Origin of the sequence: Campylobacter concisus, from assembly GCF_050447485.1 — a bacterium.
Taxonomy (GTDB): Bacteria; Campylobacterota; Campylobacteria; order Campylobacterales; family Campylobacteraceae; genus Campylobacter_A; species Campylobacter_A concisus_BQ.
In genome coordinates this window covers 589,645-615,548 of record NZ_JALMFY010000001.1, presented here as the reverse complement: position 1 = coordinate 615,548, position 25,904 = coordinate 589,645, and the positions used below count along the sequence as shown (strand labels likewise).

24 protein-coding genes, 1 tRNA gene and 1 pseudogene are annotated in these 25,904 nt (G+C 40.6%); 9 read left to right on the top strand and 17 right to left on the bottom strand.

The genetic code is table 11. The features are described 5' to 3' along the window. Positions 1 to 34: 34 nt before the first annotated feature. Positions 35 to 220 (bottom strand): hypothetical protein, encoded by a 186-nt coding sequence (locus MTT29_RS03140; RefSeq protein ID WP_107856172.1) that lies wholly within the window; start codon positions 218 to 220, stop codon positions 35 to 37. Positions 221 to 329: 109 nt separating this feature from the next. Between MTT29_RS03140 and MTT29_RS03135 the strand changes: the two genes are divergently transcribed. Beyond that, positions 330 to 406, top strand: a tRNA-Arg gene (locus MTT29_RS03135). Positions 407 to 447: 41 nt separating this feature from the next. On the opposite strand, the gene truA is transcribed toward MTT29_RS03135, so the two are convergent. The 7 genes from truA to glmU are packed head-to-tail and all read right to left on the bottom strand — an operon-like array spanning position 448 to position 6,823. Beyond that, positions 448 to 1,179 (bottom strand): tRNA pseudouridine(38-40) synthase TruA, encoded by a 732-nt coding sequence (gene truA, locus MTT29_RS03130; protein WP_429799738.1) that lies wholly within the window; start codon positions 1,177 to 1,179, stop codon positions 448 to 450. After that, entirely contained in the window at positions 1,179 to 2,207 is a 1,029-nt protein-coding gene (locus MTT29_RS03125; protein WP_429799737.1) for an LptF/LptG family permease, read from the bottom strand. Before MTT29_RS03125 ends, truA begins: the two co-directional genes overlap by 1 nt. Further along, positions 2,200 to 2,988, bottom strand: a complete 789-nt coding sequence (locus tag MTT29_RS03120) for a prepilin peptidase (RefSeq protein WP_429800450.1) — start codon at positions 2,986 to 2,988, stop codon at positions 2,200 to 2,202. The genes MTT29_RS03125 and MTT29_RS03120 overlap by 8 nt, the downstream gene beginning before the upstream one ends. A gap of 7 nt (positions 2,989 to 2,995) precedes the next feature. Beyond that, positions 2,996 to 3,667, bottom strand: coding sequence for a polyprenyl diphosphate synthase (uppS, locus tag MTT29_RS03115; protein WP_429799736.1), 672 nt, complete (start codon positions 3,665 to 3,667; stop codon positions 2,996 to 2,998). Between the two features lie 3 nt (positions 3,668 to 3,670). Further along, on the bottom strand, positions 3,671 to 4,357 hold the full coding sequence (locus MTT29_RS03110; RefSeq protein ID WP_429799735.1) for a hypothetical protein: 687 nt from the start codon (positions 4,355 to 4,357) through the stop codon (positions 3,671 to 3,673). Beyond that, positions 4,354 to 5,526: a bifunctional phosphopantothenoylcysteine decarboxylase/phosphopantothenate--cysteine ligase CoaBC gene (coaBC, locus tag MTT29_RS03105; RefSeq protein ID WP_429800449.1), complete on the bottom strand. Its 1,173-nt coding sequence runs from the start codon at positions 5,524 to 5,526 to the stop codon at positions 4,354 to 4,356. Before coaBC ends, MTT29_RS03110 begins: the two co-directional genes overlap by 4 nt. Next, positions 5,513 to 6,823 carry a bifunctional UDP-N-acetylglucosamine diphosphorylase/glucosamine-1-phosphate N-acetyltransferase GlmU gene (gene glmU, locus MTT29_RS03100; RefSeq protein WP_103608796.1) on the bottom strand — a complete coding sequence of 437 codons (1,311 nt, stop codon included), beginning with the start codon at positions 6,821 to 6,823 and terminating at the stop codon, positions 5,513 to 5,515. The genes coaBC and glmU overlap by 14 nt, the downstream gene beginning before the upstream one ends. Before the next feature lie 136 nt (positions 6,824 to 6,959). Here glmU and MTT29_RS03095 point away from each other — a divergent pair, with 136 nt between their 5' ends. The 8 genes from MTT29_RS03095 to MTT29_RS03060 are packed head-to-tail and all read left to right on the top strand — an operon-like array spanning position 6,960 to position 16,360. Beyond that, positions 6,960 to 7,727 (top strand): motility protein A, encoded by a 768-nt coding sequence (locus MTT29_RS03095; RefSeq protein WP_004318159.1) that lies wholly within the window; start codon positions 6,960 to 6,962, stop codon positions 7,725 to 7,727. Then, positions 7,727 to 8,506: a flagellar motor protein MotB gene (locus MTT29_RS03090; protein WP_429799734.1), complete on the top strand. Its 780-nt coding sequence runs from the start codon at positions 7,727 to 7,729 to the stop codon at positions 8,504 to 8,506. Before MTT29_RS03095 ends, MTT29_RS03090 begins: the two co-directional genes overlap by 1 nt. An 11-nt stretch (positions 8,507 to 8,517) precedes the next feature. After that, the gene (gene fliP, locus MTT29_RS03085) at positions 8,518 to 9,240 is read left to right on the top strand and encodes a flagellar type III secretion system pore protein FliP (RefSeq protein WP_196779718.1); all 723 of its coding nucleotides are present in this window, start codon (positions 8,518 to 8,520) and stop codon (positions 9,238 to 9,240) included. After that, complete coding sequence (locus MTT29_RS03080) at positions 9,240 to 10,505, top strand: TolC family protein (protein ID WP_429799733.1); 1,266 nt, start codon at positions 9,240 to 9,242, stop codon at positions 10,503 to 10,505. Before fliP ends, MTT29_RS03080 begins: the two co-directional genes overlap by 1 nt. Beyond that, entirely contained in the window at positions 10,502 to 11,245 is a 744-nt protein-coding gene (locus MTT29_RS03075; RefSeq protein ID WP_429799732.1) for an efflux RND transporter periplasmic adaptor subunit, read from the top strand. Before MTT29_RS03080 ends, MTT29_RS03075 begins: the two co-directional genes overlap by 4 nt. Further along, a complete protein-coding gene (locus tag MTT29_RS03070; RefSeq protein ID WP_429799731.1) occupies positions 11,242 to 14,268 on the top strand; it encodes an efflux RND transporter permease subunit in 3,027 nt (1,008 codons plus the stop codon). Before MTT29_RS03075 ends, MTT29_RS03070 begins: the two co-directional genes overlap by 4 nt. Beyond that, a complete protein-coding gene (locus MTT29_RS03065) occupies positions 14,265 to 15,500 on the top strand; it encodes a TolC family protein (RefSeq protein WP_429799730.1) in 1,236 nt (411 codons plus the stop codon). Before MTT29_RS03070 ends, MTT29_RS03065 begins: the two co-directional genes overlap by 4 nt. After that, entirely contained in the window at positions 15,497 to 16,360 is an 864-nt protein-coding gene (locus MTT29_RS03060) for an EamA family transporter (protein ID WP_429799729.1), read from the top strand. The genes MTT29_RS03065 and MTT29_RS03060 overlap by 4 nt, the downstream gene beginning before the upstream one ends. A 72-nt stretch (positions 16,361 to 16,432) precedes the next feature. Here the strand turns inward: MTT29_RS03060 and MTT29_RS03055 are convergent, their stop codons facing one another. The 9 genes and pseudogenes from MTT29_RS03055 to MTT29_RS03015 all read right to left on the bottom strand — a co-directional run bounded on the left by MTT29_RS03055 (position 16,433) and on the right by MTT29_RS03015 (position 25,882). Beyond that, the gene (locus MTT29_RS03055; RefSeq protein WP_429799728.1) at positions 16,433 to 16,789 is read right to left on the bottom strand and encodes a hypothetical protein; all 357 of its coding nucleotides are present in this window, start codon (positions 16,787 to 16,789) and stop codon (positions 16,433 to 16,435) included. A gap of 52 nt (positions 16,790 to 16,841) precedes the next feature. Beyond that, a complete protein-coding gene (locus MTT29_RS03050; protein ID WP_429799727.1) occupies positions 16,842 to 18,089 on the bottom strand; it encodes a ComEC/Rec2 family competence protein in 1,248 nt (415 codons plus the stop codon). Between the two features lie 2 nt (positions 18,090 to 18,091). After that, a complete protein-coding gene (locus tag MTT29_RS03045; protein ID WP_429799726.1) occupies positions 18,092 to 19,504 on the bottom strand; it encodes a replicative DNA helicase in 1,413 nt (470 codons plus the stop codon). 4 nt (positions 19,505 to 19,508) lie between these two features. Then, the gene (ispG, locus tag MTT29_RS03040; RefSeq protein WP_429799725.1) at positions 19,509 to 20,567 is read right to left on the bottom strand and encodes a flavodoxin-dependent (E)-4-hydroxy-3-methylbut-2-enyl-diphosphate synthase; all 1,059 of its coding nucleotides are present in this window, start codon (positions 20,565 to 20,567) and stop codon (positions 19,509 to 19,511) included. 118 nt (positions 20,568 to 20,685) lie between these two features. Beyond that, the gene (locus tag MTT29_RS03035; protein ID WP_429799724.1) at positions 20,686 to 21,867 is read right to left on the bottom strand and encodes a hypothetical protein; all 1,182 of its coding nucleotides are present in this window, start codon (positions 21,865 to 21,867) and stop codon (positions 20,686 to 20,688) included. A gap of 8 nt (positions 21,868 to 21,875) precedes the next feature. Next, positions 21,876 to 23,334: pseudogene (locus tag MTT29_RS03030) on the bottom strand (MBOAT family O-acyltransferase). Positions 23,335 to 23,385: 51 nt separating this feature from the next. Then, positions 23,386 to 25,236 carry a primosomal protein N' gene (locus tag MTT29_RS03025; RefSeq protein ID WP_429799723.1) on the bottom strand — a complete coding sequence of 617 codons (1,851 nt, stop codon included), beginning with the start codon at positions 25,234 to 25,236 and terminating at the stop codon, positions 23,386 to 23,388. Beyond that, on the bottom strand, positions 25,236 to 25,649 hold the full coding sequence (locus MTT29_RS03020; protein WP_429799722.1) for a type II secretion system protein: 414 nt from the start codon (positions 25,647 to 25,649) through the stop codon (positions 25,236 to 25,238). Before MTT29_RS03020 ends, MTT29_RS03025 begins: the two co-directional genes overlap by 1 nt. After that, entirely contained in the window at positions 25,646 to 25,882 is a 237-nt protein-coding gene (locus tag MTT29_RS03015) for a hypothetical protein (RefSeq protein WP_429799721.1), read from the bottom strand. Before MTT29_RS03015 ends, MTT29_RS03020 begins: the two co-directional genes overlap by 4 nt. Positions 25,883 to 25,904: the final 22 nt, after the last annotated feature.

Below are 25,904 nucleotides of genomic sequence, written 5' to 3'. Positions count from 1 at the left end.
AATATCCCCATTTAAAGCAACTAGCGTTCCAAAGTTAAATTTTCCTGATATTGCTATCTTTTGTATACGCTAAAAACTCATCTCTTAGCTTTTGTTCTTTGTGTAAGATCGCCTCCTCTTTTGTGTGAGAAGCGGCTTCTTTTTGGGGTTTTTTCGCCACACCTTGCTCTTTTGCAAGCTCTTTTTTGATCTCTTTTAGACTATCGAAAAAATCGTTCATTTTTGCTCCTTTTACTCAAAGGATTTTACTAAAAAGGTTATAAATTTAAAATGAATACAATCTCTTTTTAAGGAAAGTTTGGTTAATATCACAACTTAATTTTTCATGTGCGCTCGTAGCTCAGCTGGATAGAGCATTTGATTGCGGTTCAAAAGGTCAGAGATTCGAATTCTCTCGGGCGCACCATCCTTTTCTCCCCAAATTTTATTTTCAGACCACTTTTGAGATTAGTTAAATTTATAAAAAACTCTATTTAGATATAGCCCTTCAGCAGGCGCTGGTATGCGAGTTAGGGCAGGATGCCCGTTTAGCGAAGCTTTGATGAGCTCGCTGCCATCTTTTTGTTTTAGAGCTTTTAGTAAATTTGCAACCATTAGCCGCACCTGGCCACGTAAAAAGCCATTTGCCTTAAAAACTATGATAGTCTGCTCTTTGTATGAGTAGCAAAATGCTTGATAAATTTCTCGCACTGGGCTTTTTGTGTCGCTTCCAGTTTTCATATATGCGCTAAAATCATGCTCGCCGATAAAATTTCGCAAAATTTCATTTGCTCTTTTGATGTCAAATTTAGGCAAAAAGACCTTGTAGTTTGAGCTAAAAACATCAAATTTACCGTGATCTATCACATATCTATACGACCTTGCCACCGCGTCAAATCTTGCTTGAAAGCTATCACCCACCAAATTTATGCGTTTTATATGAATGCTTGGGTGTGCGTGACGGTTTATAAGATCTTGCAAGCGCCTTAAATCTTTAAAGTGATCGCCGCAAATGACGCTTGAGCTTTGGTTGTTTGCGTGCACGCTTTTATCGGTGCGCGAGCTGGATACTACTCTTTCGAAAATGCCAACGTGAGCTAGGGCGCGCTCTAACTCATCTTCTACGCCATTTTCGTGCGGCTGGGTCTGTGAGCCTTGAAATTTAGAGCCATCGTAGCTGTAGATTAGCTGAATTTTCATCAGTATCTTCGTGCGATCTTGGCTTTATAAAGCAAGACGCCAGCTAGTAAAAATACGAAAAATATGAGCGGTATCGCAAGCGATGGCTTTGATGAAAAGAGCATGATGAGCGTAAAATATCCAAACAAAACGCCAAATGTGCCCACATAGACCATACCCTTTTCATATCTATATGTGACGATGCCAAGGCTGATCGCAAAAAGCGTGCTAGCAAGTGGGAAGAGGGCCACTAGGACGTAAGTGCTAAGGTCTTTTCTGCGCTTATCGCTGCTGGCTACCTCCATCCAGTACTCTTTGATGCCGCCAACGTCGCTTATCTCCTCACTTTGGGCGGTTCTTATCTTCATTGATTTGAAGTTGCTTTGATGATAAATTTCATCTCTGATGTCATACATTTTGCCCTCGTTTAAAGAGAGCTCCACGCTTTGACCCACGTTTATGATCTTTGCGTTTTTAGCGGTTATTAGGCGCTGTGAGTCTTTGATAAATGGGTTAAACATCACGATATCTTTGTAGGTTGTCCCATTTTTGTCTTCGCTTTCGCTGCCCACATAGACCATCCAGTCGGAGAATTTTTGTCCAAACTGGGTTGGCTTTAAATTTAGCTTAGCAACTGTCTTTTTATAGTCGATGAAATTTGCATTTAGCTGGGCGGCTATTGGTATCATGACGATGGCGATAACGAGCAAGGCGGCGCTTAAAATGGCTGAAAATGCTAGGAAAAATCTTGCTATTTTATTTGGCGAGCCACCAAGTGTAAAGATAACGATACTTTCATTCTCTTTTGATAGCCTAAAAAGCGTCATTGCAAGTGAGACGAAAAAGGCGATAGGCACGACGAAGAGCAGCACGCGTGGGAGCATAAAAGAGTAGAGTTTAAAGAGCTCGCCAAAGCTGATCTCGATATACGAGGTGATACGCGCGATCTGGATGAAAAAGACGATCGACATGATCAAAAAAAGCGTACTAAATAGCGATGCGAACGTGCCTAGGAAGTTAAACAAAAGATATTTATTTACTCTACTCATAAATGAACCTTAAAATTTCTAAAATTTGTGCGTCAAAAGCGTAGGTGACAAGCAGTCCTAGGCTTAAAAACGGCACAAAGGCTAACTCATAGCCTTTTTTGCGAACGAGCGCATAGACTGGAAGCGTAAGAAGTGCGGCCAGATAGATCGCCACAAGGGCAAATTTAGCTGGTAAAATGGCTCCGATGATCGCTGCGATAAATATGTCAGCACTGCCCATGGCTTCACGCTTCATCGCATAGCTCACGACAAATCTAAGCGCCCAAAAGATAAATCCAAAGAGGATTAAATTTAAAATTTGAGCAAAATTCCCTTTAAAGATAAAAAGTAGCAAGGCATAGGCAAATGCAAAAAATAGCGCTGCAAAAAGGAGCACATCTGGCACGGCTTTATACCTTATGTCTATGACGCTAAGGGCTAGTAGCATGATAAAGCAAAGCCCTAAAAATAGCGCATAAAGCAAGGTTTCTACGCTCAAAATTTCGCCGCACTCTTTAAAAAAACAGATCAAAAAAAGTATCCCAGAGGCTAGCTCAACTAGCGGATAGACAAGGCTTATCTTTTGCTTGCAAAAGGCGCATTTTCCGCCTAAAAATAGCCATGAAAAAAGTGGAACGTTGTGATAAAAATTTAGCTTGTGAGAGCATTTTGGGCAGTGTGAGGCTGGGAAATTTATGCTTTCATTTCGTGGCAAGCGGTAGATTAGCACATTTGAAAATGACCCCACGCAGATGCCAAAAATAAAAGCAAAAACGGCAAAAAAGATGACCAAAATATCCATTATCTCACTAAACTCCGCCAAATCTTCGCTCTATATCTTTAAATTTAGCAACGATGCTTGCAAGTTCGTCCTTGCCAAAGTCAGGCCAAAGTGTCGGCGTGAAAAAGAGCTCCGCGTAGCTAGCTTGCCAGAGCATGAAATTTGAAAGCCTGCTCTCGCCCCCAGTCCTAATGAGAAGATCGACCGGCTCACTCTCATCAAGTACCGCATTTAGGCTCGCTTCATTTATCTCGCAGCCTTTTAAATTTAGTTTTTTCACAGCTCTTATGATCTCATCTTTTGAGCCGTAGTTTATCGCTAAATTTAAAAGTAAATTTGTATTTTCCCTTGTCGCATTTTTGGTGATCTCTATCTCATTTTTTAGCTCGTCACTAAATGGCGAGATGTCGCCGATCGTGTTAAATTTGATCCCATTTTTTATAAAATCATCACGCTTTAAAAGAAGAAATTTCTTAAGCAAATTCATCAAAAAATCAACCTCTTTTTGCGGTCTTTTCCAGTTTTCGGTGCTAAATGCGTAAAGGCTTAAAATTTTCACCCCATTATCGATGCAAAATTCGCACATATCGCTCACCACATTTGCTCCAGCCTCGTGCCCATTTGTCCGCAAAAATCCACGCTTTTTCGCCCAGCGTCCGTTGCCGTCCATGATGATAGCGAGGTGGTTAAGTTTGTTCAATATCTAGCCTTTAAAGTCAATTATCTGCTCTTTTTTACTCCAAAGAGCGCTTACGTTTTGCACCACAACTGCGGTGCCAAATTCGCTTTTTAGCAAGCTCGCGACGTTGCTAAATGGAGTTGCGATCTCACACAAATTTTCATCTTTAAATTTAAAAATAAGCGGCGCAAAATTTGAAAAAACAAGAAAAACTCTCATCTCATTTGCCTCTTTTTTAAGCTGGAAAATGCCGTTTGTACCGCTATACGCAAATGGTATATGCACGACGTTTTCTTGTAGAGCAAAGAGCATTCTTGCTAGCACTCTCATCTCATCTTTTGTTTTAACTTCGCTTAAGTTTTTAAATAAATAGCTGTAAAGCCACGATAAATTCTCGTTTTTTACCAAATTTTCTATCAAATTTAGCCCGTCAGCCAAAACGTCCTCATCTAAAATTTTTGGTTTTTCGTATAAATTTTTTATGACGATGTTTTCGCCCTGACTATGCACCTCGCCCCAGTATCTTGAGCCCACGTTTAGCTCTTTTACGCTTTTTGTGTTTAAATTTCTATTTGCGAAATTTAAGATGTATCTGTTAAAGCCGACCTTTTGGCTCACCAAAATGCTAAGTGGCAAGGACGAATTTATCGCTACTAGCGGAGCTTGGCTGTTATTTGCTATCTTTTGGACGCGTGAGATTTGCTCTATCATAAATTTGCTGCTAGCTCCACGATACGCCCTGCGATCTCGTCTTTTGAGGCAAGCGGCAATAAAATTTCACTATTTTTTGTAATGAAATTTACCTCGTTTTTCTCGCTTGCAAAGCCATTTTTCTCGCCTAAAATATTTAGACAAACTGCATCAAGCCCTTTTTTTTCTAGCATCGATCTAGCACTTTTAAGAGCGCTCTCGCTTGAAATTTCAAGCTTAAAGCCGATCTTTTTGCATTTAAGCTCTTTTAAGCTTTGCAAAATATCGACGTTTTTCTTTAGGCTTAAATTTAAGCTTTCGCCAACGTCCTCTTTTTTTATCTTGCCATCTATCTTTGTTGGTACAAAATCACTCACCGCAGCGCACATTACAAGTAAATTTGCCCCCTTGCACTCACTCTTGCAAAGCTCTAAAAGCTCGCTACTTGAGCTAAACTTAAGGCTATCAAACGGCTCGTTTGCAGTTTCAAAACTAGCAAGCAGTTTTACCTCCGCATCTGCGTAGTAAAAGGCTCTAGCCAAGGCTCTTGCCATCTTGCCGCTTGAGAAATTTGTAATGGCTCTAACATCATCTATCTTTTCGGTTGTCGCTCCGCCTGTGATGACTACTTTTTTGCCAGCAAAAAGTGGCCTGCTAAGCCTTTTTATGGCAGCTTCTACTATCACTTCAGGACTTGCTAAAGCGCCCTTGCCAACGTCGCCACAAGCTAGAGTTTTAAGCACTGGCTCAACCACTAAAGCGCCGTTCTTCTTTAAAATTTCAAGCGAATTTTGCGTCGCGAAGTGCTCGATCATATTGTTATTTGCAGCTGGGGCGACAACCAAAGGCACGTGTGAGGCGGCGATTAGCGTTTGCATGAAGACATTGTCACAGATGCCAGCTGTTAGCTTATTTATCGTATTTACCGAGGCAGGTGCGATGAGGACTAGATCCATTTTAGAGTAGGCTATGTGATTTACACCATCTTGCCAGTTTTGCGTTTGTGAGCTTAAAATTTTATGCTCGCTTAGCGCTTCAAAGCCGCTTACGCTGCAAAATTCAAGCGCTCCGTCGCTTAAAGCCACATAAACATCAGCGCCTTGCTTTTTAAGCAGCGATAAAATTTCGTAAGCTTTATAAAATGCGATACTGCCGCAAACGGCAAGTAAAATTTTCTTATTTTTTAACATCGTCTTTGCCAAAGAATTTCTCAAAAAAGCCGCTTTTGTTCTCTTGGCGACCCCTGCTGATAGCTAGAGCGCCACTCTCAACGTCTTTTGTGATGGTGCTGCCAGCTGCAATGATGACGTTATCAGCGATATTTACAGGGGCGACTAGCTGCGTATCTGAGCCAACAAAGACGTTTTTGCCGATCTTGGTTTTGTATTTTGCCTTGCCGTCGTAGTTGCATGTGATCGTGCCACAACCGATGTTTGTGCCACTTTCTATCTCGCAGTCACCAAGGTAGCTTAGATGTCCAGCTTTTACGCCGCTAAGAACGCCTTTTTTAACCTCGACGAAATTCCCTATGTGTGTGTCAGAAATTTCAGAATTTGGCCTTATATGAGCTAGTGGGCCGATGTCTGAGTTTTTGATGACGCTGCTTTCTATCACCGAAGAGCTTTTGATGATGCTCTCAGTGATGACGCACTCGCCAAGGATGCTTACGTTTTCTTCTAGCACGCACTCGCCTTCAAATTTAGCCCTGCTATCTATGAAAATGCTCTCAGGCATGCGCATCAAAACGCCAGCTTTCATCAAATTTTGCTTGATCTCATCTTGCATGATTTTTTCGGCGATGCTTAGCTGAAATTTATCATTTATACCCATGAAATTTTGCTCATTTACATTTACTGCGACGCACTTTAAGCCCTTTTCATTTGCTATTTTGATGGCGTCAGTTAGGTAGTACTCTTTTTGTGCGTTTTGGTTGCTTATGAGCGGTAAAATTTGCTCTAGCGCCTCGCGTTTAAAGCAGTAGCAGCCAGCATTTACGCTTTTTATCGCAAGTTGTGCTTCGCTCGCATCTTTTTGCTCGACGATGGCCTCGACTTTGCCGTTTTTTATGATGACTCTGCCGTAGCCAAAAGGATTTGCCGCTTCAAATGAGCTCATAACCACGTCTGCTTCGGCATTTGCTAGACGCATAAGGTCAGTTGATCTAACAAGTGGCATGTCGCCGCAAGTGACAAGCACCTTTTCACCGTTTAAATTTACGCCTTTTATCGCGCCAGCAGTGCCTGGGAAATTTGCTAGATCTTGCTCGAAAATTTTAGTTTGAGGGAAAATTTCTTTTATCTTTTTGCTAATTAACTCTTTTTCGTAGTGAAGCACGACACTAACGTCATTTGTGATAGCATAAGCTTGCTTTAAGATGTGAATGATCATTGGCTCGCCGCATAGCTCAAATAGGACTTTTGGGTGTTTTGATTTCATCCTGGTGCCAAGACCAGCAGCTAGGATTATGATTGAAGTATTATTGTTCATTTTTAAGCCTTTTAACGTTAAAAATTTCGCAGATTGTAGCAAAAAATGGCAAACATTTTTTTTAATTTAACGATTGTTTCAACAAAAAGCTAATAAAATAGCAATTCTTAAGAATTTATAAATAAAGCGAGTTTAAATGGATTTAGGAACCGTCGTCGGCTGGGTTTTGACCCTGGTGCTTTTGTTTGGATCAATGGCGATAGGCGTTGGTATAGGACCATACATCGATATCCCTTCTGTGATGATCGTTTTTGGTGGTACTATCGGCGTTATGATGGTTGGCTTCAAGATGGAGACGCTTAAAGGTGTTGGTAAATTTTATGGTGTTGCTGTTAAGCCATCAGTTGTTGTAAATTTACCTGAGACTATAAAAAAAGTAGTTGATTACTCAACCAAAGCTAGGCGAGATGGCATCTTAGCACTTGAGAGCGAAGTAAATAATGAATCAAATCAGTTTTTAAAAAAAGGCCTTTCAATGGCGGTCGATGGCAATGAGCCAGATGCGATCAGAGCGCTTTTGGAGATCGATATTGATCAAACCAGCACAAGGCATGCAAATAACATCAAAATTTTCGAGCAAGTCGGCGGTTTTGCGGGTGCGATGGGTATGATCGGTACGCTGATCGGCCTTGTTGCGATGCTTCTTAACATGTCAGATCCTAGTGCGATCGGTCCATCTATGGCGGTTGCTTTGCTTACGACACTTTATGGTGCGATGATAGGTAACATCATCGGCTCACCTGTTGCAAATATCCTCTCGATCCGCGATGCTGATGAGGCACTTGAGAAGCAAGTCATTTTAGAGGGTATCATGGCGATACAAGCAGGGGATAACCCAAGAACGCTTGAGGCTAAGCTTTTAGCATTTTTACCTCCAAAAGATAGAAAAAGTCAGTTTGAATAATGGGTAAATTAATAAAACCAGAAGAGTGTCCAAAGTGTATGCCTGAGTGGCTGGCTGCCTTTGGTGACCTTATGTCGCTCCTACTTTGCTTTTTCGTTTTGCTCCTTTCTATGGCGACAATGGATGCTAAAAAGATGGAGGCTGCTGTTGGCTCACTAGCTGGTGCGCTAAGCGTACTAGAGGGTGGCGCAAGACCAGATAGTCAGGTAGAAAAAGAGACAGATCCTGAAAGCAGACGCACTCCAAAGCCAAAAGCTCAAAAAGGCGCTCAAAATGAGGTGACTTCGACTGTTAAAAAGATAAATGAGCTACTAACGGCTAGTGGGGCACCTGAGATCACGATGGAGGAGAGCGAGGATGGCTTTATCGTTAGGCTTCCAGCTGCGATGCTCTTTGACAAAGATAGCGCTGAAATTTCTGGCGAGGATGCGAAGCTCTTTTTAAAGCGAATAGGCATGATCATAGCCAAAATGCCAAATGAGGTAAAAACAGATATCATCGGATACACTGATAATACAAATCCAAACAAAGACTCTATATACAAAAACAATTGGCAGCTCTCTACTGCAAGGGCGCTAAGCGTGCTTGAAGAGCTAGTTAGCGATGGCGTGCCACAAGAGAGGCTTATCACTTCTGGCAGAGCCTCTTTTGATCCGATCGCTAGCAACAGCACAGACGAGGGCAGAACCAAAAACAATAGAGTGGAAATTCACTTCGTCTCACTCGAGCCAAAAAATAAAGAGGCTACTAAGAAAAGTATCCTTGATACGAGGAATTAGTCGTGAAAGCACTGCTTAGTTTAGCGGTTTTGTTTTGTGTGGTTTTTGGCGCTGATCCTGCGTTACCAACGATAAATTTAAGCCTAAATTCACCGCAAAATGCCGAGCAGCTTGTAAATTCACTAAATGTTTTACTAATCCTCACTGCTCTTGCTCTTGCTCCTTCACTCATCTTTATGATGACGAGCTTTTTGCGCCTTGTCATTGTATTTTCATTTTTGCGTCAAGCGATGGGCACGCAACAAGTGCCACCTTCAACGGTGCTTATCTCGCTTGCGATGGTGCTTACATTTTTCATTATGGAGCCAGTTGGTCAAAGAAGCTACGATGAGGGCATAAAGCCTTATATAGCCGAGCAGATAGGCTATGAGGAGATGCTTGATAAGAGCTTAAAGCCATTTAAAGAATTTATGGTTAAAAACACTAGAGAGAAGGATCTGGCGCTATTTTTTAGGATAAGAAATTTGCAAAATCCAGCAAATATCGAGGATATCCCGCTAAGCATCGCGATGTCAGCCTTTATGATAAGCGAGCTAAAGACATCTTTTGAGATAGCATTTTTGCTCTATCTGCCATTTCTTGTCATCGACATGGTCGTAAGCTCCGTTTTGATGGCGATGGGTATGATGATGCTGCCTCCTGTCATGATCTCGCTGCCATTTAAGCTACTCATCTTCGTGCTGGTAGACGGCTGGAATTTACTAATAGGAAACCTTGTAAAGAGCTTTCACTGATGAAAAAAATTTTATTAGCACTTTTGCCTTTGGCGCTCTTTGGATCAAATTTAAGCGAGATAGCGAACAAGGCTACTCAAAATGAAATTTCAAAGATCAAAGAGCTTGAGCTAAAAAGAGCAAATTTAAATGACGAAGCGACATCAAGCGCCTATTTGCCAAGTCTTAGTTTAGAGGGCTCATACGGTAAAAACGCAAGCACTTTCCCAAGCATAGTCGCTAAAGAGTCAGCTGGCGTGCTAGCTAGGATCGATTTTCTACTATACGACGGCGGGGCGAGAGAGGCTAGGCTAAAGATGAGCCAGCTTTTAAAGAATAAAGCCGCCATCGCAAACGATGAAGCCAAAAACTACCTTGCTTTTAAGGCTGTAAATTTATATTTTAACGCCTGCGCACTTGAAAATATAATAGCTGCCAAAAACGCTCAGGCAAATTTCTTAAAAGGCGTTTTAGACAAGCTTGAAAAGGCAAACATTGCAGGGCTTGCCCCAAAAGACGAGCTAGAAAATGTGCGGGCAAAATACCACTTGGCAAACAGCGCGGAGCTTGAATATAAAAATAAAATGGAGCAAATTTTAAATGAGATAAGTTTGCTAACAGGCGAGCAAATTTCTCCACTTAGCGGGGCAAAAATGGCTGAGATTGGCTCAAATTTAGCTTCAAAAAACGCTGAGCTTGACAGGCTAAATCAAGATATATCTTTAAGCGAGGCTAAGATTAGCGAGACACGAGCTGGCTTTTTGCCTCAAATCATGCTTTATGACACTTATGGATTTTACAAAAATAACTACGACATCGACCTTGGCAAGTATAGCGCCTACCGCCCATATCTTGATAAATATCTAAAAGAGGATACTCACGGCAATAAATTTGGCGTTAGCTTTAGGTGGAAAATTTTTGACTTTTTTGCCACTAGCAAGATGAGCCAAGCTAGCAAGATCGCGCTTGATGAAGCGAGGCTAAATTTAGAGTATAAAAAGCGTGAAAACGAGATTAAACTTAAAAATTTACAAAACGAGATCGCAACTCTTAGTTCAAAGATCGCTTCGCTAAATGAGTATGTAAAAGCAAGCGAACTTGCGCTTAGAGCGAGCTATGAGAAGTATAGCTCAGGACTTTTGGGATATAGCGACTTGCTTGAAGCACTCTCGCAAAAATTTGACGCTATTAGCCTTTTTGAGGGGGCGAAAGACGAGCTAGAGATCAAAAAGGCGGAGTATTTTTTTGAGAGCGGGGAGAGCATTTTAGAGAGGATTAGGGATTGAAAAAGCTGATAATTTTAATGATATTTTGCATCTTTTCATTTGCAGCAGAAGAGATTTTTGTTGATTTTGAAGTCTATGCCAAGCAAAGCTCAAAGCTTGCATTTGAGAGCAGCGGCAAAGTGGATAAAATTTTTGTAGATGTATCAAGTCACGTTAAAAAGGGTGACGTTTTGGCTAGTCTTGATCAAACGAGCCTTGAGATCGCTCTAAAAAAGGCAAAAAATGACCTAGCGCTTGCCAAAAATGCCAAAGAATTTGCTAAAAGCACCTTTAATAAATTTAGCCAAGTAAAGGACGTCACTTCAAAGCAAGAATTTGATGAGGTAAAGTATAAATTTGACGAGGCAGCCCTTAGAGTAGAGAGCGCCCAGATCGCCATTTTAAACGCAGATGATCATCTTAAAAAGGCTCTTTTGAAAGCTCCTTTTGATGGCGTCATAGCTAGTAAAAATGTCGAGCTTGGCGAGAGTGCTTCGCCGCTTCAGCCAGCCTTCGTTCTAAACTCTGAGGAGGCTAAAATTTTAATAGCGATCGATGAAAAATATGCAAATTTAGTAAAAGTTGGCGATACGTTTAAATTTAGGCTTGACGCAACAAACGAGGAAAAAGAGGTTAAAATCGCGCTAATTTACCCAGAGATTAAGCGAGAGACTAGAAAATTTTACGCCCAGGCTTATGACAGCGGGCTAAAGCCAGGCATGTTTGGTCAAGGAAAAGTGATAATCGGCGAAAATAAATGATAAAAACAGCCATAAACCGCCCCATAACTACGCTTATGATATTTTTAAGCCTCGTTGTCTTTGGTATCTACTCGCTAAAGACGATGAATGTAAATTTATACCCGCAAGTAAATATCCCAATCGTTAAGATCACGACCTACGCAAACGGCGATATGAACTACATCAAGACAAAGATCACGCAAAAGATCGAGGACGAGGTCTCAAGCATAGAGGGGATAAAAAAGCTTTACTCAACTAGCTTTGACAACCTAAGCGTGGTAAGCATCGAATTTGAGCTAAACAAAGACCTAGAGAGCGCCACAAACGACGTCCGCGACAAGATGCAAAAAGCAAGGTTAAACGCAAACTACGAGATAGAAAAGCTAAATGGGCTTTCTTCTTCAGTGTTTAGCCTTTTTATCACAAGGCTTGATGGTAATGAAACTAAGCTCATGCAAGAGATAGATGACGTGGCAAAGCCGTTTTTAGAGCGCATTAGCGGCGTTTCAAAGGTCAAGACAAATGGCTTTTTAGAGCCAGCGGTGAAAATTTTGCTAGATAGATTTAAGCTAGATAAAAACGCCCTTAGCGCAAACGAAGTGGCAAATTTGATAAAGGTTGAAAATCTAAAAGCGCCACTTGGCAAGATAGAAAATGAAAAAATCCAAATGGCGATCAAGTCAAATTTCAGCGCCAAAAGCATAGATGAGATAAGAAATTTAACGATCAAACAAGGGGTATTTTTAAAAGATATCGCAAGTGTTGATCTTGCTTACAAAGACGCAAACGAAGCAGCGATAATGGATAAAAAAAGTGGCGTCTTGCTTGGCCTTGAGCTAGCTCCAGATGCAAACGCACTAACGGTTATCGCTCTAGCTAAGTCAAAGCTAGATCAGTTTAAAAGCCTGCTTGGCAGCGAATACGACGTAAAAATAGCCTACGATAAGAGCGAAGTGATACAAAAGCACATCGATCAAACCGCCTTTGATATGATCCTTGGCGTATTGCTAACCATCGTGATCGTATATCTGTTTTTAAGAAATTTCTCGATCACCATCATCTCAGTCGTGGCGATCCCAACAAGTATCGTGGCGACATTTTTCATCATAAATGCCCTAGGCTACGACATCAACCGCTTAAGTCTTATCGCACTTACGCTTGGTATTGGAATTTTTATCGATGATGCGATAGTAGTCACTGAAAACATCGCTAGCCGGCTAAAAGATGAGCCAAATGCCCTAAAGGCAAGCTTTGCAGGCATAAAAGAGATAGCATTTAGCGTCTTTGCGATCTCACTCGTGCTGCTTTGCGTCTTTGTGCCAATAGCCTTTATGAGCGGCATCGTTGGCAAGTACTTTAACTCCTTTGCGATGAGCGTAGCAGCTGGCATCGTCATCTCGTTTTTTGTGAGTATATTTCTTGTGCCAACGCTTAGCGCTAGGTTTGTAGATGCTAAGGAGAGCAAATTTTATATAAAGAGCGAGCCATTTTTTGAAGCGCTTGAAAATTTCTATGAGAAAATTTTGACTTTAGCGCTTAAATTTAAGCTCATATTTTTAGCCATAACGCTTGTGGTCGTTGTTTGCTCGTTTGGACTGGCTAAATTTGTAGGTGGTGACTTCATGCCAAGTGAGGATAACTCGGAGTTTAACATATACTTTAAGCTTGATCCTTCACTTAGCCTGCAAGCTAGCAAAGAGAGGCTAAAAGATAAAATTTCACTCATAAACGCCGATCCTCAGGTAGCTTACGCCTACTTCATCCTTGGCTACACAGACGCCAAGCAACCTTATCTTGTAAAAGCTTACGTTAGGCTAAAGGAGCTAAAAGATAGAGCTAATCACGAGCGGCAAAACGCTATCATGCAGAGGTTTCGCGACAAGCTAAAAAGCGACGATATGAGTGTCATTGTCGCTGATCTTCCGGTTGTTGAAGGTGGCGATGTGCAGCCAGTTAAGCTTACTATAACATCTGAAAATGGCAAAGATCTAGAGAAATTTGTACCAAAGATCAGCAAGATGCTAAAGGAGATAAATGATGCAACGGATGTAAATTCGCCTGAAGAAGATCTGCTAAAGCGCGTGCAAATTTCTATAGATGAAGATAAGGCAAAAAGGCTAAATTTAGATAAAGCCAGCATTGCAAGCGCCGTTTATAGCGCATTTAGCCAGAACGAGGTCTCTGTTTTTGAAAACGAAAATGGCAAAGAGTATGAGCTTTACATGCGTCTTGATGATAAATTTAGAAGCGATACAAATGATATCTTAAAGACCAAGATAAGAAGCAATGAGGGCTTTTTTGTCACACTTGGCGATGTGGCGACGATTAGTTTTGAGCAAAAGCCAGCTAGTATTTCAAGGTTTAATAGAGCCGATGAGATCAAATTTCTAGCAAATACCAAAAACAACGCTCCGCTAAATAGCGTGGCAAATGAAATTTCAAAGAAGCTTGATGAAATTTTGCCAGCAAATTTCAAGTATAAATTTCTTGGTTTTGTCGAGCTGATGGACGATACGAACGCTTCTTTTATATTTACAGTGAGCGCTAGTGCGGTGCTTATTTACATGGTGCTTGCTGCGCTTTATGAGAGCTTTTTGCTGCCATTTCTCATCATGCTAGCCATGCCGCTTGCCTTTTGTGGCGTGGTGATCGGACTTTTTATAAGCGGCAATCCATTTAGCCTATTTGTCATGGTTGGCGTCATCTTGCTCTTTGGCATGGTCGGTAAAAACGCCATTTTGGTGGTTGATTTTGCAAATCACTTTGCAAATAGCGGCATGGAGGCAAATGAAGCTGTGAAAATGGCTGCTAAAAAGCGCTTAAGAGCTGTTTTGATGACCACTTTTGCGATGATGTTTGCCATGCTGCCGCTTGCTCTTGGCAGAGGCGCTGGCTTTGAGGCCAACTCGCCTATGGCTATAAGCATCATCTTTGGGCTAATTAGCTCGACCTTGCTAAGCCTACTTGTCGTGCCAGTGCTCTTTGCTTGGGTCTATAATCTTGATAAATTTATAAGAAAATTTTATGAAAGGGAGAGAATTTGAAGAAGATTTTGGCGGTTTTGCTCTTTGCTTTGCCTCTTTGGGCTGGAAATTTACTAGAGATCATCGCTCTGGCGCAAAGCGCGAAGCTTGAGAGTTTGAAAGAATTTAATAAAAACGAATATATAAATAAAAATAAGAGCAACAAGCTAAATTTATCCCTTGATGGCAGATATACCTTTGTGCCTGACGAGCTAAAGGGCGGGTATATGACAAAGGCTGGATCGATCACGGCAAAGGTCGAGTATCTCATCTTTGACGGCGGTGCGAGTGAGGCTTCGGATAAAATTTTAGACCACAAGGGCGTGGAGAAAATTTACAAAGATGAAGAGCTTATGAATCTCACTGCTTTTCAGGTCGCAAAGGTCTATTTTAACGCCGTTGCACTAAATTCGCTCATAAATTTGGAGACAAAATTTGTAGATAGCTTTGCAAAAGCAGCTAGCGAAAATGAGTTTTGGTTTGAGTATGGCGAGATAGATAAGAGCGAATTTGATGCGATAAATTTCACCTTAAATAAAAAAAGAGCCGAGCTAGACGAGCTTGGGCTTAAGCTAGCCGAGCTAAACTCAAGGATAAATTTGCTCTCAAATGGCGAGATCGGCTTTAATGCTGGCTCAAAGATAGTGATGCCTGATTTTAGTAAGGATGATCTAAGCGCCAAGCTTGGGGCGATGGAGCAAGAAAAATATATAAAAGAGCAAGAAAACGAGAAGCAAAAGAGTAAATTTGCTCCAAAAATTTACCTAAAAGATACGCAAAGTGTGAATAATAATAGCTTTAAAAAAGGCGAGAGGACGACTTCGCAGATGGCTGGGGCATACGCTGATGCGAACAAGCCTAGAGTGGAGTTTGAGTGGAAGCTGCCAGATAGCCTAAGCCTCAGCAAGCAAAGCCAAACTAAGCGCATAGAGGAGCAAAAGGCTGCGCTTGATCTAAGTGATGAAGAAAACAGGATAATGGCTAGGCTAAAGGATCTAAGAGGCGTGATAGAGGGCTTAAGTGCTAGGCTAAATTTAGACTCGCTAAAGCAAGATAACCTTGATAGCGACTTTAATGACCTGCTAAATGGCTATCTTAGCGGCAAGGTAAAATTTGAGCAGTTTTTATTTGTGAGCGAGAAAAATTTTAGCGACAGGGCAAATTTCATCCTAAATGGCGATCTGCTCGAGCTAAACAAGCTTGAATACTTTTTTGAGTGCGCAAGAAATATAAATGAGGTGGTGATAGAATGAATAAACTGATCTTCGTGACCATTTTATGGGCGTTTAGCTTTAGTTTGATAGGCGAGTTTTTAGCGGGCAAGGTCGATAGCTACCTAGCCGTTTTTGTGCGCGTGACGCTTGCAAGCCTAGTTTTTTTACCATTTACGAAATTTCGCGGCGTCAGCCCCAAGCTCGCCCTTGGCATAATGGCGATCGGAGCGGTGCAAATAGGGCTTATGTATCTTTGCTACTACAACTCGTTTTTGTATCTAAGCGTGCCAGAAGTAGCACTTTTTACCATTTTCACGCCATTTTATGTGACGCTCATATATGATGCGTTTAGCTTTAAATTTAGACCACTTTATCTCTTTAGCGTTGGCGTTGCGGTCTTTGGCGCGCTTGTTATCAAGTATGGCGCGATAAATGAGGGCGTGTTAAAGGGCTTTTTGCTAGTGCAAGGGGCAAATATCTGCTTTGGAGCAGGACAGAGTGCCTATAAAGCGCTTTTGGAGAAGTTTGAAGTCGATCAAAAAAAGGTCTTTGGCTACTTTCACTTTGGTGCATTTTTTGTAGCTATCGTTGCGCTTCTTGCTCTTGGCAATCCAGCCAAATTTTCACTTACTTCAACACAAATTTTAGTGCTTTTATGGCTTGGCGTGGTCGCTAGTGGGCTAGGGTATTTTATGTGGAACAAAGGTGCTTGCGAGGTCGATAGCGGCGTGCTTGCCATCATGAACAACGCCCTCATACCAGCGGCTATCATCGTAAATTTAGTTTTTTGGCAAAAGGACGCCAACCTAACAAGGCTCATTTTAGGCGCTGCGATAATGTATATATCGCTACTAATTCACAATAAAATCATGAAATTTTACGGCGTAAAGGCTGTGTGAGGTTAAATTTAAGATCAAATTTGAGCTATTTAAGTTAAGTAGAGAATTTTTAAAGCATCAAATTTGATCTTTTTAAGCGCCTTGCATCTTTACAAGCTGGGCGTTTAGCTGCATTATCTGGGCAAATATAGACCCTTTTTGGGTCTGAAGCGACGCCACTATCTCTTTTGCGTAGGGATTTTGGCTGGCACTTGCCTGTTTTATCGCGCTATCGATCTCTTTTAGCTGTTTTTGCAGTTTTTCTAACTGCTTTTTTATGACATCGGCGCTACTCTCGTTCTCATTATTTGCCTCGTTAGCTGAATTTGAAGCATCATGCAAAATAGCGCTTTTATCTAGTTTTGGCAAATTTTTGCTTTTTAAATTTTCATCGTCAGTAGCCGTAGAGCCGTTTTTATTTAAATTTATAAAATTTGAGTTTATCTGCATCGCCACACCTTTAAATTTAAAAGCATATCGGCAAATTTAAGTAAAACTTTGACTACGAAAAATTTAGCAAGAAAAGCAAAAACGCTACCACGCCAAAGAGTGGCGGAAGTAGGGCTAGGGATTTAAATTTAACGCAAAAAAGTGTGATGGCGTTATAAAGCAAAAAGACAAATGTGCTTATATGAAGGCTGCCCGAGCTTAGTCTAAAAGCTAGCATTTTGCTTAAAATTTCATCAAAAATGCCACCATATCCAAAGAGGTGAAGTAAAAAGCTTAGCGGATAAAATATGCTAAATATGTAGTTTAAAGCTAGCGCGCTAAGCTGCAAGAGGCTAATGAGCGGGAAAAAGTAAAGCACCGCAACCTCCATCGCAAAAAAGACATATAAATTTAAAAGTAGCGAGTTCGCTAACAGGCTAAATTTAGGCGCAAAATACAAAAGATAGACGAATATATAAAAGACGCCAAGGCATGAAAAATAAAAGCCAACGCTAAAAAGAAGCTGCGGAAATAGGGCGACGCTAAATAAAATAACGCCAAAGAGCGTGTAGAAATTTAAGATCTTTATCTTTTTGCAGATCATGTAAAAGCCAGCCACGCTCATCAAAAATGCCCGTAAAAAGCTTGCTATAAAGCCGATCATGTAAAAATAAAAGCAAAGCACCAAAAATACGGCAATAGTAAAGTCAAAAATGTATGAGCGGTAAGGCATATATCTTGCGTAAATGGGCTTAAAAACGAGCTTTAAAAGAAAAAAGCAAACCGCGCTTATGACGCCAAGATGATAGCCGCTAATGGCGATGAGGTGCGCCACGCCCCAGTTTGAGACGTCATCTCTTAGCTCGCCAAAGACATTTGTACCAAGAAAAAGCGCCGTGTAGAGCTGCGAAATTTTGGCGTTTTCGTGCTGGCTTGAGATGAAATTTATAGCTTTTTGCCTTAGGCTATCATCTCTTTTGATAACGGCTCTATCGTAGCTTGGCATATAAAATGTGCCGCCAAGATAGTCCATGAAGCTCACGTCTATTGGCTGAACGCTAAGCGCCACTACGTCATAAAGAGCGATCTCATCTTTTTTAGAAGCGGTTGTGTAAAAGCTAAAATTTGAGGTATCGATCCTTATTATCTGGCGCTTTTTGCCATTTTTCTCTTTGGTGAAATTTACGCTTACTTTGCCTGTGATATCTTGCTCGCCAAGCTCCATAAAAGCGCTGTATTCATGAAATTTAAGCGCTAAATTTATACAAAAAATAAATAGGCAAAGCAGGAGAAAATAAAATATACGCCTGCTTTTTGGCAAATTTACTCTTTAAATTCGGTTGATTGCACTGGTGTAGTGGCGATATCGCTAAAGCGCGAGTATTGCTTTTGAAAGAGCACGTCGATGGATCCCACTTCGCCGTTTCTGTTTTTGCCAACGATGATCTCGGCGTTTTCTTGAAGCTTGTTAAAAACATGCTCGCTTTGATAAGGTTTGCCCTCGGCTGCTGCCTTGCTCTTTTTCTCGTTCTCTTCTTGCTCCAGATAGACCTCGTGTCTATATACAAAAAGGATGATGTCGGCGTCTTGCTCGATCGCACCTGACTCTCTTAGGTCACTTAGCATAGGGCGCTTGTTCGCACGTGCTTCAAGGCCGCGGTTTAGCTGCGAAAGTGCGATGATAGGCATATCCAGCTCGCGCGCTAGAAGCTTTAAGCCACGAGAAATTTCAGCTATTTGTATGTGGCGGTCGGCGAAGTTGTTTGTACTCATCATAAGTCCGATGTAGTCGATGACGCAGAGTGAAATTTCAGGGTGAGCTGACTTTAGCTTGCGAAGCTGCGTCCTTACTTGGTGGATATTTACGTAGCCGCTATCATGCACGAAGAGCTTGGCATGCGAAAATTCGCTGCATGCGTGGCTAAAGTGAGCGAGCTTCTCGTCGTCCAAGGTCGCTGTCATTATCTCTTGAAGTGGGATCGAGGTCTTATCTGCTAGCATCCTCATCATGATCTGCTCTGCTGGCATCTCAAGTGAGAAAAAGACGACGCCAGCGCCACTTTTTAAAACGTGCCCCATGAAATTTAGACAAAGCGTCGTTTTACCCATGCCAGGGCGCGCTGCGATGATGATGAGATCGCCATTTTTAAAGCCTTTTATCATCTCATTTAGTTTTTTAAAGCCGGTGTTTAGTCCGATGATATCGCGCTCATTTAGGGCTGCTTGCTTTTGCATGTGCACGATCAAGCTTTTTATGATATCTTCGCTATCTCTGATGCTGCCAGTGCCGCTGCCATCAACAAGAGAGTAAAACTCCTGACTTAGCTCATCTACCATATCGCGGCTAGCTTTGTCCTCATTTACCTTGCTTGGGATGTCGTGGGCGATCTTTACTAGGCTTCGTTTGATCGACTTCTCTTTTAGCTCGTTTGCGTATCTTTGGATGTCGATGATCGAGTTTGTGGCTAAAATGCTTGCCATGACGTTATCGTCGTAGTTTTCGCCAAGCTTGTTTTTGATAAATGTCGATGCGATAGGCACGTCGCCGTTTAGACAATCAACCATCGCTTTGTAAATTTGAGCGTGAGCTTTTAGGTAAAAGTCCCCAGCCTTTATAGTGTCAAAAATTTCGCCCAAAGCGTCGTTATTTGCGATGATCGAGCTTAGTATGGCTCGCTCCATATCAAGGTCGTAAAGGTTGCTAAATTCTATCTCGTTAAGTCTCTCTTTTGCCACCGCTTTATCCTCTGCTCTTTATCTCGTCGTCGATCTCTTGTAAAAATCTATCCACAAGCTCGCTCTCAGGCAACCTTGCGACCACTTCGCCGTGGCGCATGATCATGCCATTTCCCTTGCCAAATGCTATGGCTACGTCTGCGCCTTTTGCCTCGCCGATCGCATTTACCACGCAGCCCATCACTGAGACGTTTAGCGGTTCTTTTATCCCTTTTGTCTTTTCTTCTACTAGCTTTACTGCTGCCATTAGGTCAGCTTGCAAACGCCCACAAGTTGGGCATGAGATGATGTTTAGCCCCTCTTTTTGGCGGCCGCTATCTTTTAAGATCGCCTTTGCGACTTTGATCTCCTCTTCAAGCTCGCCCGTGATGCTAACCCTCATCGTATCGCCGATGCCCTCAAGTAGTAACCCTCCAAGTGCAATGGCTGATTTTATGGTAGCGTGAAAAGTAGTGCCAGCCTCCGTTACACCTAGATGAAATGGGTAGTTTGTCTTTGGGCGAAGCGCTCTATAAGCTTGCATAGTGCGCTCGACGTCGCTTGATTTGAGCGAAATTTTAATGTCTGTAAAGTCAAAATCCTCAAGAAGCTTGACATTGTATAAGGCACTCTCCACCATAGCCTCCACCGTGCGGCCGTAGCGATCCTCAAACTGCTTTTCAAGCGAGCCAGAATTTACGCCTATGCGGATAGGTAAATTTCGCTGTTTGCAAGCATCAACGACTGCTTTTATATTCTTAGCTGAGCCTATGTTACCTGGATTTATGCGGATAGCATCGACAAATTCGCTAACGATGAGCGCGTAGGTGTGGTTAAAATGTATGTCTGCAACGACTGGGATTGGGGAGCTTGCGACGATTTGCTTTAGCGCACTGGCGTCCTCTTTGTCAAAAACTGCGCAGCGCACGATGTCACAGCCTGCAAAATATAGCCTTTGTATCTGCTCTAGCGTGCCTTTTACGTCCTTTGTCTTTGAAAATGTCATCGACTGCACGGAGATCGGTGCGTCACCGCCTATTAAAACATCGCGAATTTTTATCTGTTTTGTCGGGTATCGTTGCAAAATTTTGCCTTTAAATTTTATTGGGGATTATATAAAATCTTGGCTTTTAAATAAATTTGTTAAAAATAGTTATAAATATTTTTGTTATATGCCAGCAACATAATCTAGTGTGTAAATTTTATTTTACACATCCCAGCTCTAAAAAATCTCTCTCTTTATATATTTTGTATTTTGTCTTGTCGAAAATAGTTAGAGTTTTTCCTGCATTTTCACTAATTGATTTGTTGATTAATTCTATATTTAAGTATTTTGATAGGCTTGAGTTTTGATCATACATCTTTTTTAATATCCTTTGATAGGCCACATCACCACCATGAAAACCATCAACAAATTCGCAACTATCCTTATAATAATCTCTCATGTCGTGAAAGTCATAATTTTCTATATTCGTCTCTTTTACGAGTTTTCTAAATTCAGAAACATAGTTATATTTATCGCCAAGACTATTCATCTTTTCAACAACTTCGTTTGCTAAAGGCGGTATAAAGAGTATTAATTTTATATCATTATCTTTTGCAAATTTTATAATCTCATCAAAAATTTTAACTCTTTCTTTAGAGATGTGATTGGCATATTCAAATCTCCTATTGCCATTATCTATTCTATTAAAAGTATTTGAAAAACCTATGTCACTATTTTCTTTATCGCCTAAAATAAATTGAGAGTATTGATATGAACCATCTTTTCTAAAACCATTTGAGTACTCTAATGATCTTATTCCTATATTTTGATAATTTGTTATATCATTTTTGTCTCTTGAAATATATTTAAAAATTTTAAAGTCTATTTCATTTTTAATGATATCAGATAAAATTTGATTTATTTTATCTTTTATATTAGAGTTCTTTTCTTCTAAATTATTGACTAGACTAGGCTGATAATAATTTTCATTAAACCACCAAAAATCTAGACCTAAAATGATTATTTTAGGTCTATGATATTTTGTCATTTCTTTTAAGAAGAAATATCCTTCATTTAAAAAATTCATCGCACCACCAGTTGTTATAAACTTTGTATTAAAACTTTCTTCTCTGAACTGCATAACTCTTGATGAGCCTAAGGCTATGATCTCTGGTTTTTTGTTTTTTATTAATTCTAATTTATACTGAAGCGTATTGAAATCTAAAGGATTATAAATAGCATTTTTTTCTAGCTGAAATTTTACAATTTTTTCTATTGTGGTATCTTCCTTAGCTTTCAGTAAGAGATCATAAATAAAAAGAGAAGGTATTGACACGACAAGAAATGTAAAAAGGAATATAAAAAACATAATTATTGAAAATTTTTTATTTGTTAGCATTTAAAATCCTAAAAATTAAAATATAAAAATTCTGTTTTTACAGCTATCATTGAGTAAAAAGATAACAATAGTATAAATATAAGCTTAATTATTTTTTGATAGCTTGGCTGAAAACTAATCATCTTTTCTATAGAGTTTTTAAAGGCTAAGACTAAAATAAAACCAAGCATTATAAATAAAAGAGTATTTTTATCTCCAACTCTTTCTATAAAGTTATCAAATCCAACTCCATATTTAGTTAAAAACCCAAGCTTTGCTAATAAAAAATTTGGCAAAACAATACCACTCAGCCCAAACATCCCTTTTAAAACTTTTAAAGCATCGTCCCAATCTTTTGCTCTAAAAAATACCCAAGTAATATTTATGAAGTTAAATGTTATAAACCAAGCCAAAATTTTATTCATCTTAAAGCCAAGTTCACTCCAAATTCTGTGAATAACCAAGGCAACGCCATGCAAAAATCCCCAAAAGACAAATGTCCAGCCAGCCCCGTGCCATATACCACCTATTATAAAGGTCGCCATTAAATTTACGTATGTTCGTAGCCTGCCTTTGCGGTTACCGCCTAGCGGGATATAGATATAGTCTCTTAAAAACCTGCTTAGCGTTATGTGCCATCTACGCCAAAAGTCTTGAATATTTAAGGCTTTATAAGGTGAGTTAAAGTTTATTGGAAGCTTGATATTAAAAAGAAGTGCCGCACCGATAGCCATATCGCAGTATCCGCTAAAGTCAAAGTAGAGCTGAAATGTATAGCTTAGGCTAGTCGCCCATGCTTCAAATAAATTTAAGACAGTCGCCTTGTCAAAACCATTTGTTGCCCAAACAGCAAAACTATCAGCGATAACCACCTTTTTAAAAAGACCTATCGAAAATATAAATAGTCCAAGTGCTATATTTTTATAGTTGATTATTTTATTTCTAACATTTGCAAACTGCGGCATCATCTCTTTGTGATGCACGATCGGACCGGCGATTAGTTGCGGAAAAAAGGTAACAAATAAGCAGTAGTTTAAAAAGTCATACTGCTTCGTACCCCCCCCCCATAGCACTATCAACCAAATAAGCTATTTGCTGAAAGGTAAAAAATGATATCGCAAGGGGCAATAGTAAATTTAAATGAGGTATCTGGGTGTTAAAGATAAAATTTAGATTGCTTATAAAGAAGTCTGAATATTTAAAATATCCAAGTAGCATTAAATTTGCCACAATGCCTAGAATAAGAATAAATTTTTTAGAAATTTTACTATTTTCTTTATTTAGCTCCACTCCAAAGCAGTAGTTAAACACCATTGAGCCTAAGATTAGCGGCAGATAAACGACATTCCACCAGCTATAAAAAAATAGAGATGATAGAACCAAAAAGCCTTTTGCTACTTCTGTAAGACGCTTTTTATTTAGGTAAAAGTATATAAAAAATGTAAATGGCAAGAATAAAAATATAAATTCGTAAGAGTTAAAAAGCATTGATGCATCCGTTAAATTTTTGATGAGATTATAATCAAGATTAGCTAATCACTAGCTAAAATTCACTGGATCTATGTCGATATCGCTAAGTTCGCTTTTGCAGAGGTTTGCGGCCTTTAAAAGCATGGTGTGTGAGTTTGAGCGAAGCAGAATTTCATATCTAAATTTGCCACCAAGATACTCGATCTGGCATTTGCCATATCCCACGATCTCTAGTTCATCGCCTTTTAGTGGCTCTAGCCTTTGCACAAATTCGTTCATTGCGTCCCTTGCCATGCTCCCATCTTTGTGCGAAACGACCACGCGAAGCAACCTAGTAAATGGCGGATATAGCCCCTCGCGGTAATTAATTTCTTCTTTTAAAAACGCGTCGTAGTCGCTAATGAAGCTTTCGAAAAACTCCCTTTGCTTGCTTTGGATGATGACTCTGCCAGCTCCGTTTCTGCCGGCTCTTCCAGCTACTTGCATAGCAAGGGCAAGTGTCCGCTCTCTAGCTCTAAAATCAGGAAAATTTAAAAGCTCGTCAAAGCCCATGATGACGGCGAGCTCGACGTTGTGATAATCATGCCCCTTGCTTAGCATCTGCGTGCCAAGCAGGATGTCTATCTTGCCGTCGTTAAATTCCTTCAAAGCCTTTACGAGCTTATTTTGCGTAGTGATCTCGTCTCTATCAAATTTAGCGATCCTAGCGTTTGCAAACTCAGCTTGCAGCCTCTCAAGAAGCTCGCTCGTGCCGATCTTTTTAGCCTCTATCATCTCGCTGCCACACTGGTGGCAGGTCTTTGGTACGGCCATTTTATGCTCGCAGTATTGGCACTTTAGCACGTTTTGTTTTTTATAGTAGCTCATGCCGATGCTACAAAATGGACACTTCACTGTCTCGCCGCAGTTTTTACAGACAAGATATTTGAAATTTGCCCTTGTTGGCAGGCAGATGACGGCTTGTTTTTTGTTTTCAAGCGTCTTTGCGATCTGCTCTTTTAAAATTTCGCTTATGCCAGTCTCGCTCTCGTCAAATATATAGCTCTTTTGCGACGCAAAATATGTCCCCTTTAGGCGAAAACATTCTTGCTTGTAAAAGCTAGTAAGGCTTGGTGTGGCGCTTCCAAGTACCACTTGCAGGTCAAATTTGCTAGTTAAAAAGAGGGCTAGGTCTCTTGCGTTGTAGTGGGGCTTTGAGCCAGTGTTTTTGTAGCTATCGTCGTGCTCTTCGTCGATGATGATGAGTTTTAGCCGCTCAAGTGGCAAAAATAGGGCAGACCTAGCTCCTGCTATTAGCCTTGCCTTACCACTTTTAATCTCCTTTAAAATTTGCTCTTTTTTCTTTGGCGTGATCTTTGAGTGCCACACGGCCACAGCCTCGCCAAAAAAGCTCTCTAGGCGCTTTTGCATCTGCGGTGTTAGTGAAATTTCAGGCATCAAAAATAGAGCTTGGCCGCCTGCGTTTAAAATTTCTCTAATCTTTGCTATATAAATTTCGCTTTTGCCACTTCCCGTGTCGCCAAAGATGAGCGAGCTTTTTCGTTCGTTTATAAAATTTAGCGCTTCTTGCTGCTTTTGGCTTAAATTTGGCGCTTTAAAGTCGGTTGCGCCACTATAAATTTCATCATCTATAAGACTTTGTGGCTCAAATAAATTTATAGCAACGCCAAGCTCGCAGGTGTAGTAGTAGGCGATAAATTTGGCTAATGTTGCTTGGATGTCGTTTAGTTTGAGGGGTAAAATTTCATCAATAAAGCTTGTTTTAAAGCTTGGCTCATCCACTTCACGCAGGATAAAGCCAATTAAGCTTTTGCCTCTAAGTTTTGCAGTGACGGCGCGAAATGGCGCAATATCTAGCTCGCTTTTATATGTGAGCGCAGCTAAATTTACCCCGCTAAATACGACCTCGTAGTATCTCATCACTCAAGAGCGCTGCAAAGTCCGTCGCTACTCTCGCAGTCAAATTCACCAGTTGTGTTTTTGTAAGTGAAATTTGCTATTTGCCCGTCTAGTTTGAAGGTATAAGTCGTTGCTCCAGTTTTATGCCAGCCGTTTTTTGTGCCGCTGTCTTTTACAGGCACGCTCACAACGTTTTGAAAAAGGTTACTTCCTGGGCTCTCAAGCGTATCAGGGTACTTTGGAGTGCCTTTTAGGACGCTATCATTGTATTTTAGTGAGATGCCACTTTTTATGGCGGTTATTTGTGTTCTTGCGTTTGCGACTATGGCGTCGCCTCTAGTAAAGAAAAGCTTTGGTATCGCAACAGCACTTAAAATGCCAAGTATGACGATGACAAATATAATTTCTATTAGGGTAAAAGCTCTTTTTTTCATTTATTTTCCGGTTTTAGTATCTCTTCTATCTCTTTTGTGACGTCCTTTACGACGCGCAAATTTGCGTAGCTCTCGTAGCTTTTTTCGACAAAGGCGTTTATAAGCTCACGAGGCTCGATAAATTTCTTTCCCCCCATAAATTTCTGCCAGTCGCGCTCGAAAATTTCAGCAAAATCATCATCAAGCGTTATCGTGTAGTCGCGAGATGATACGGTGAGCGTGATCTGTTTCATTTTTTATGCCAAAAATGCCTAG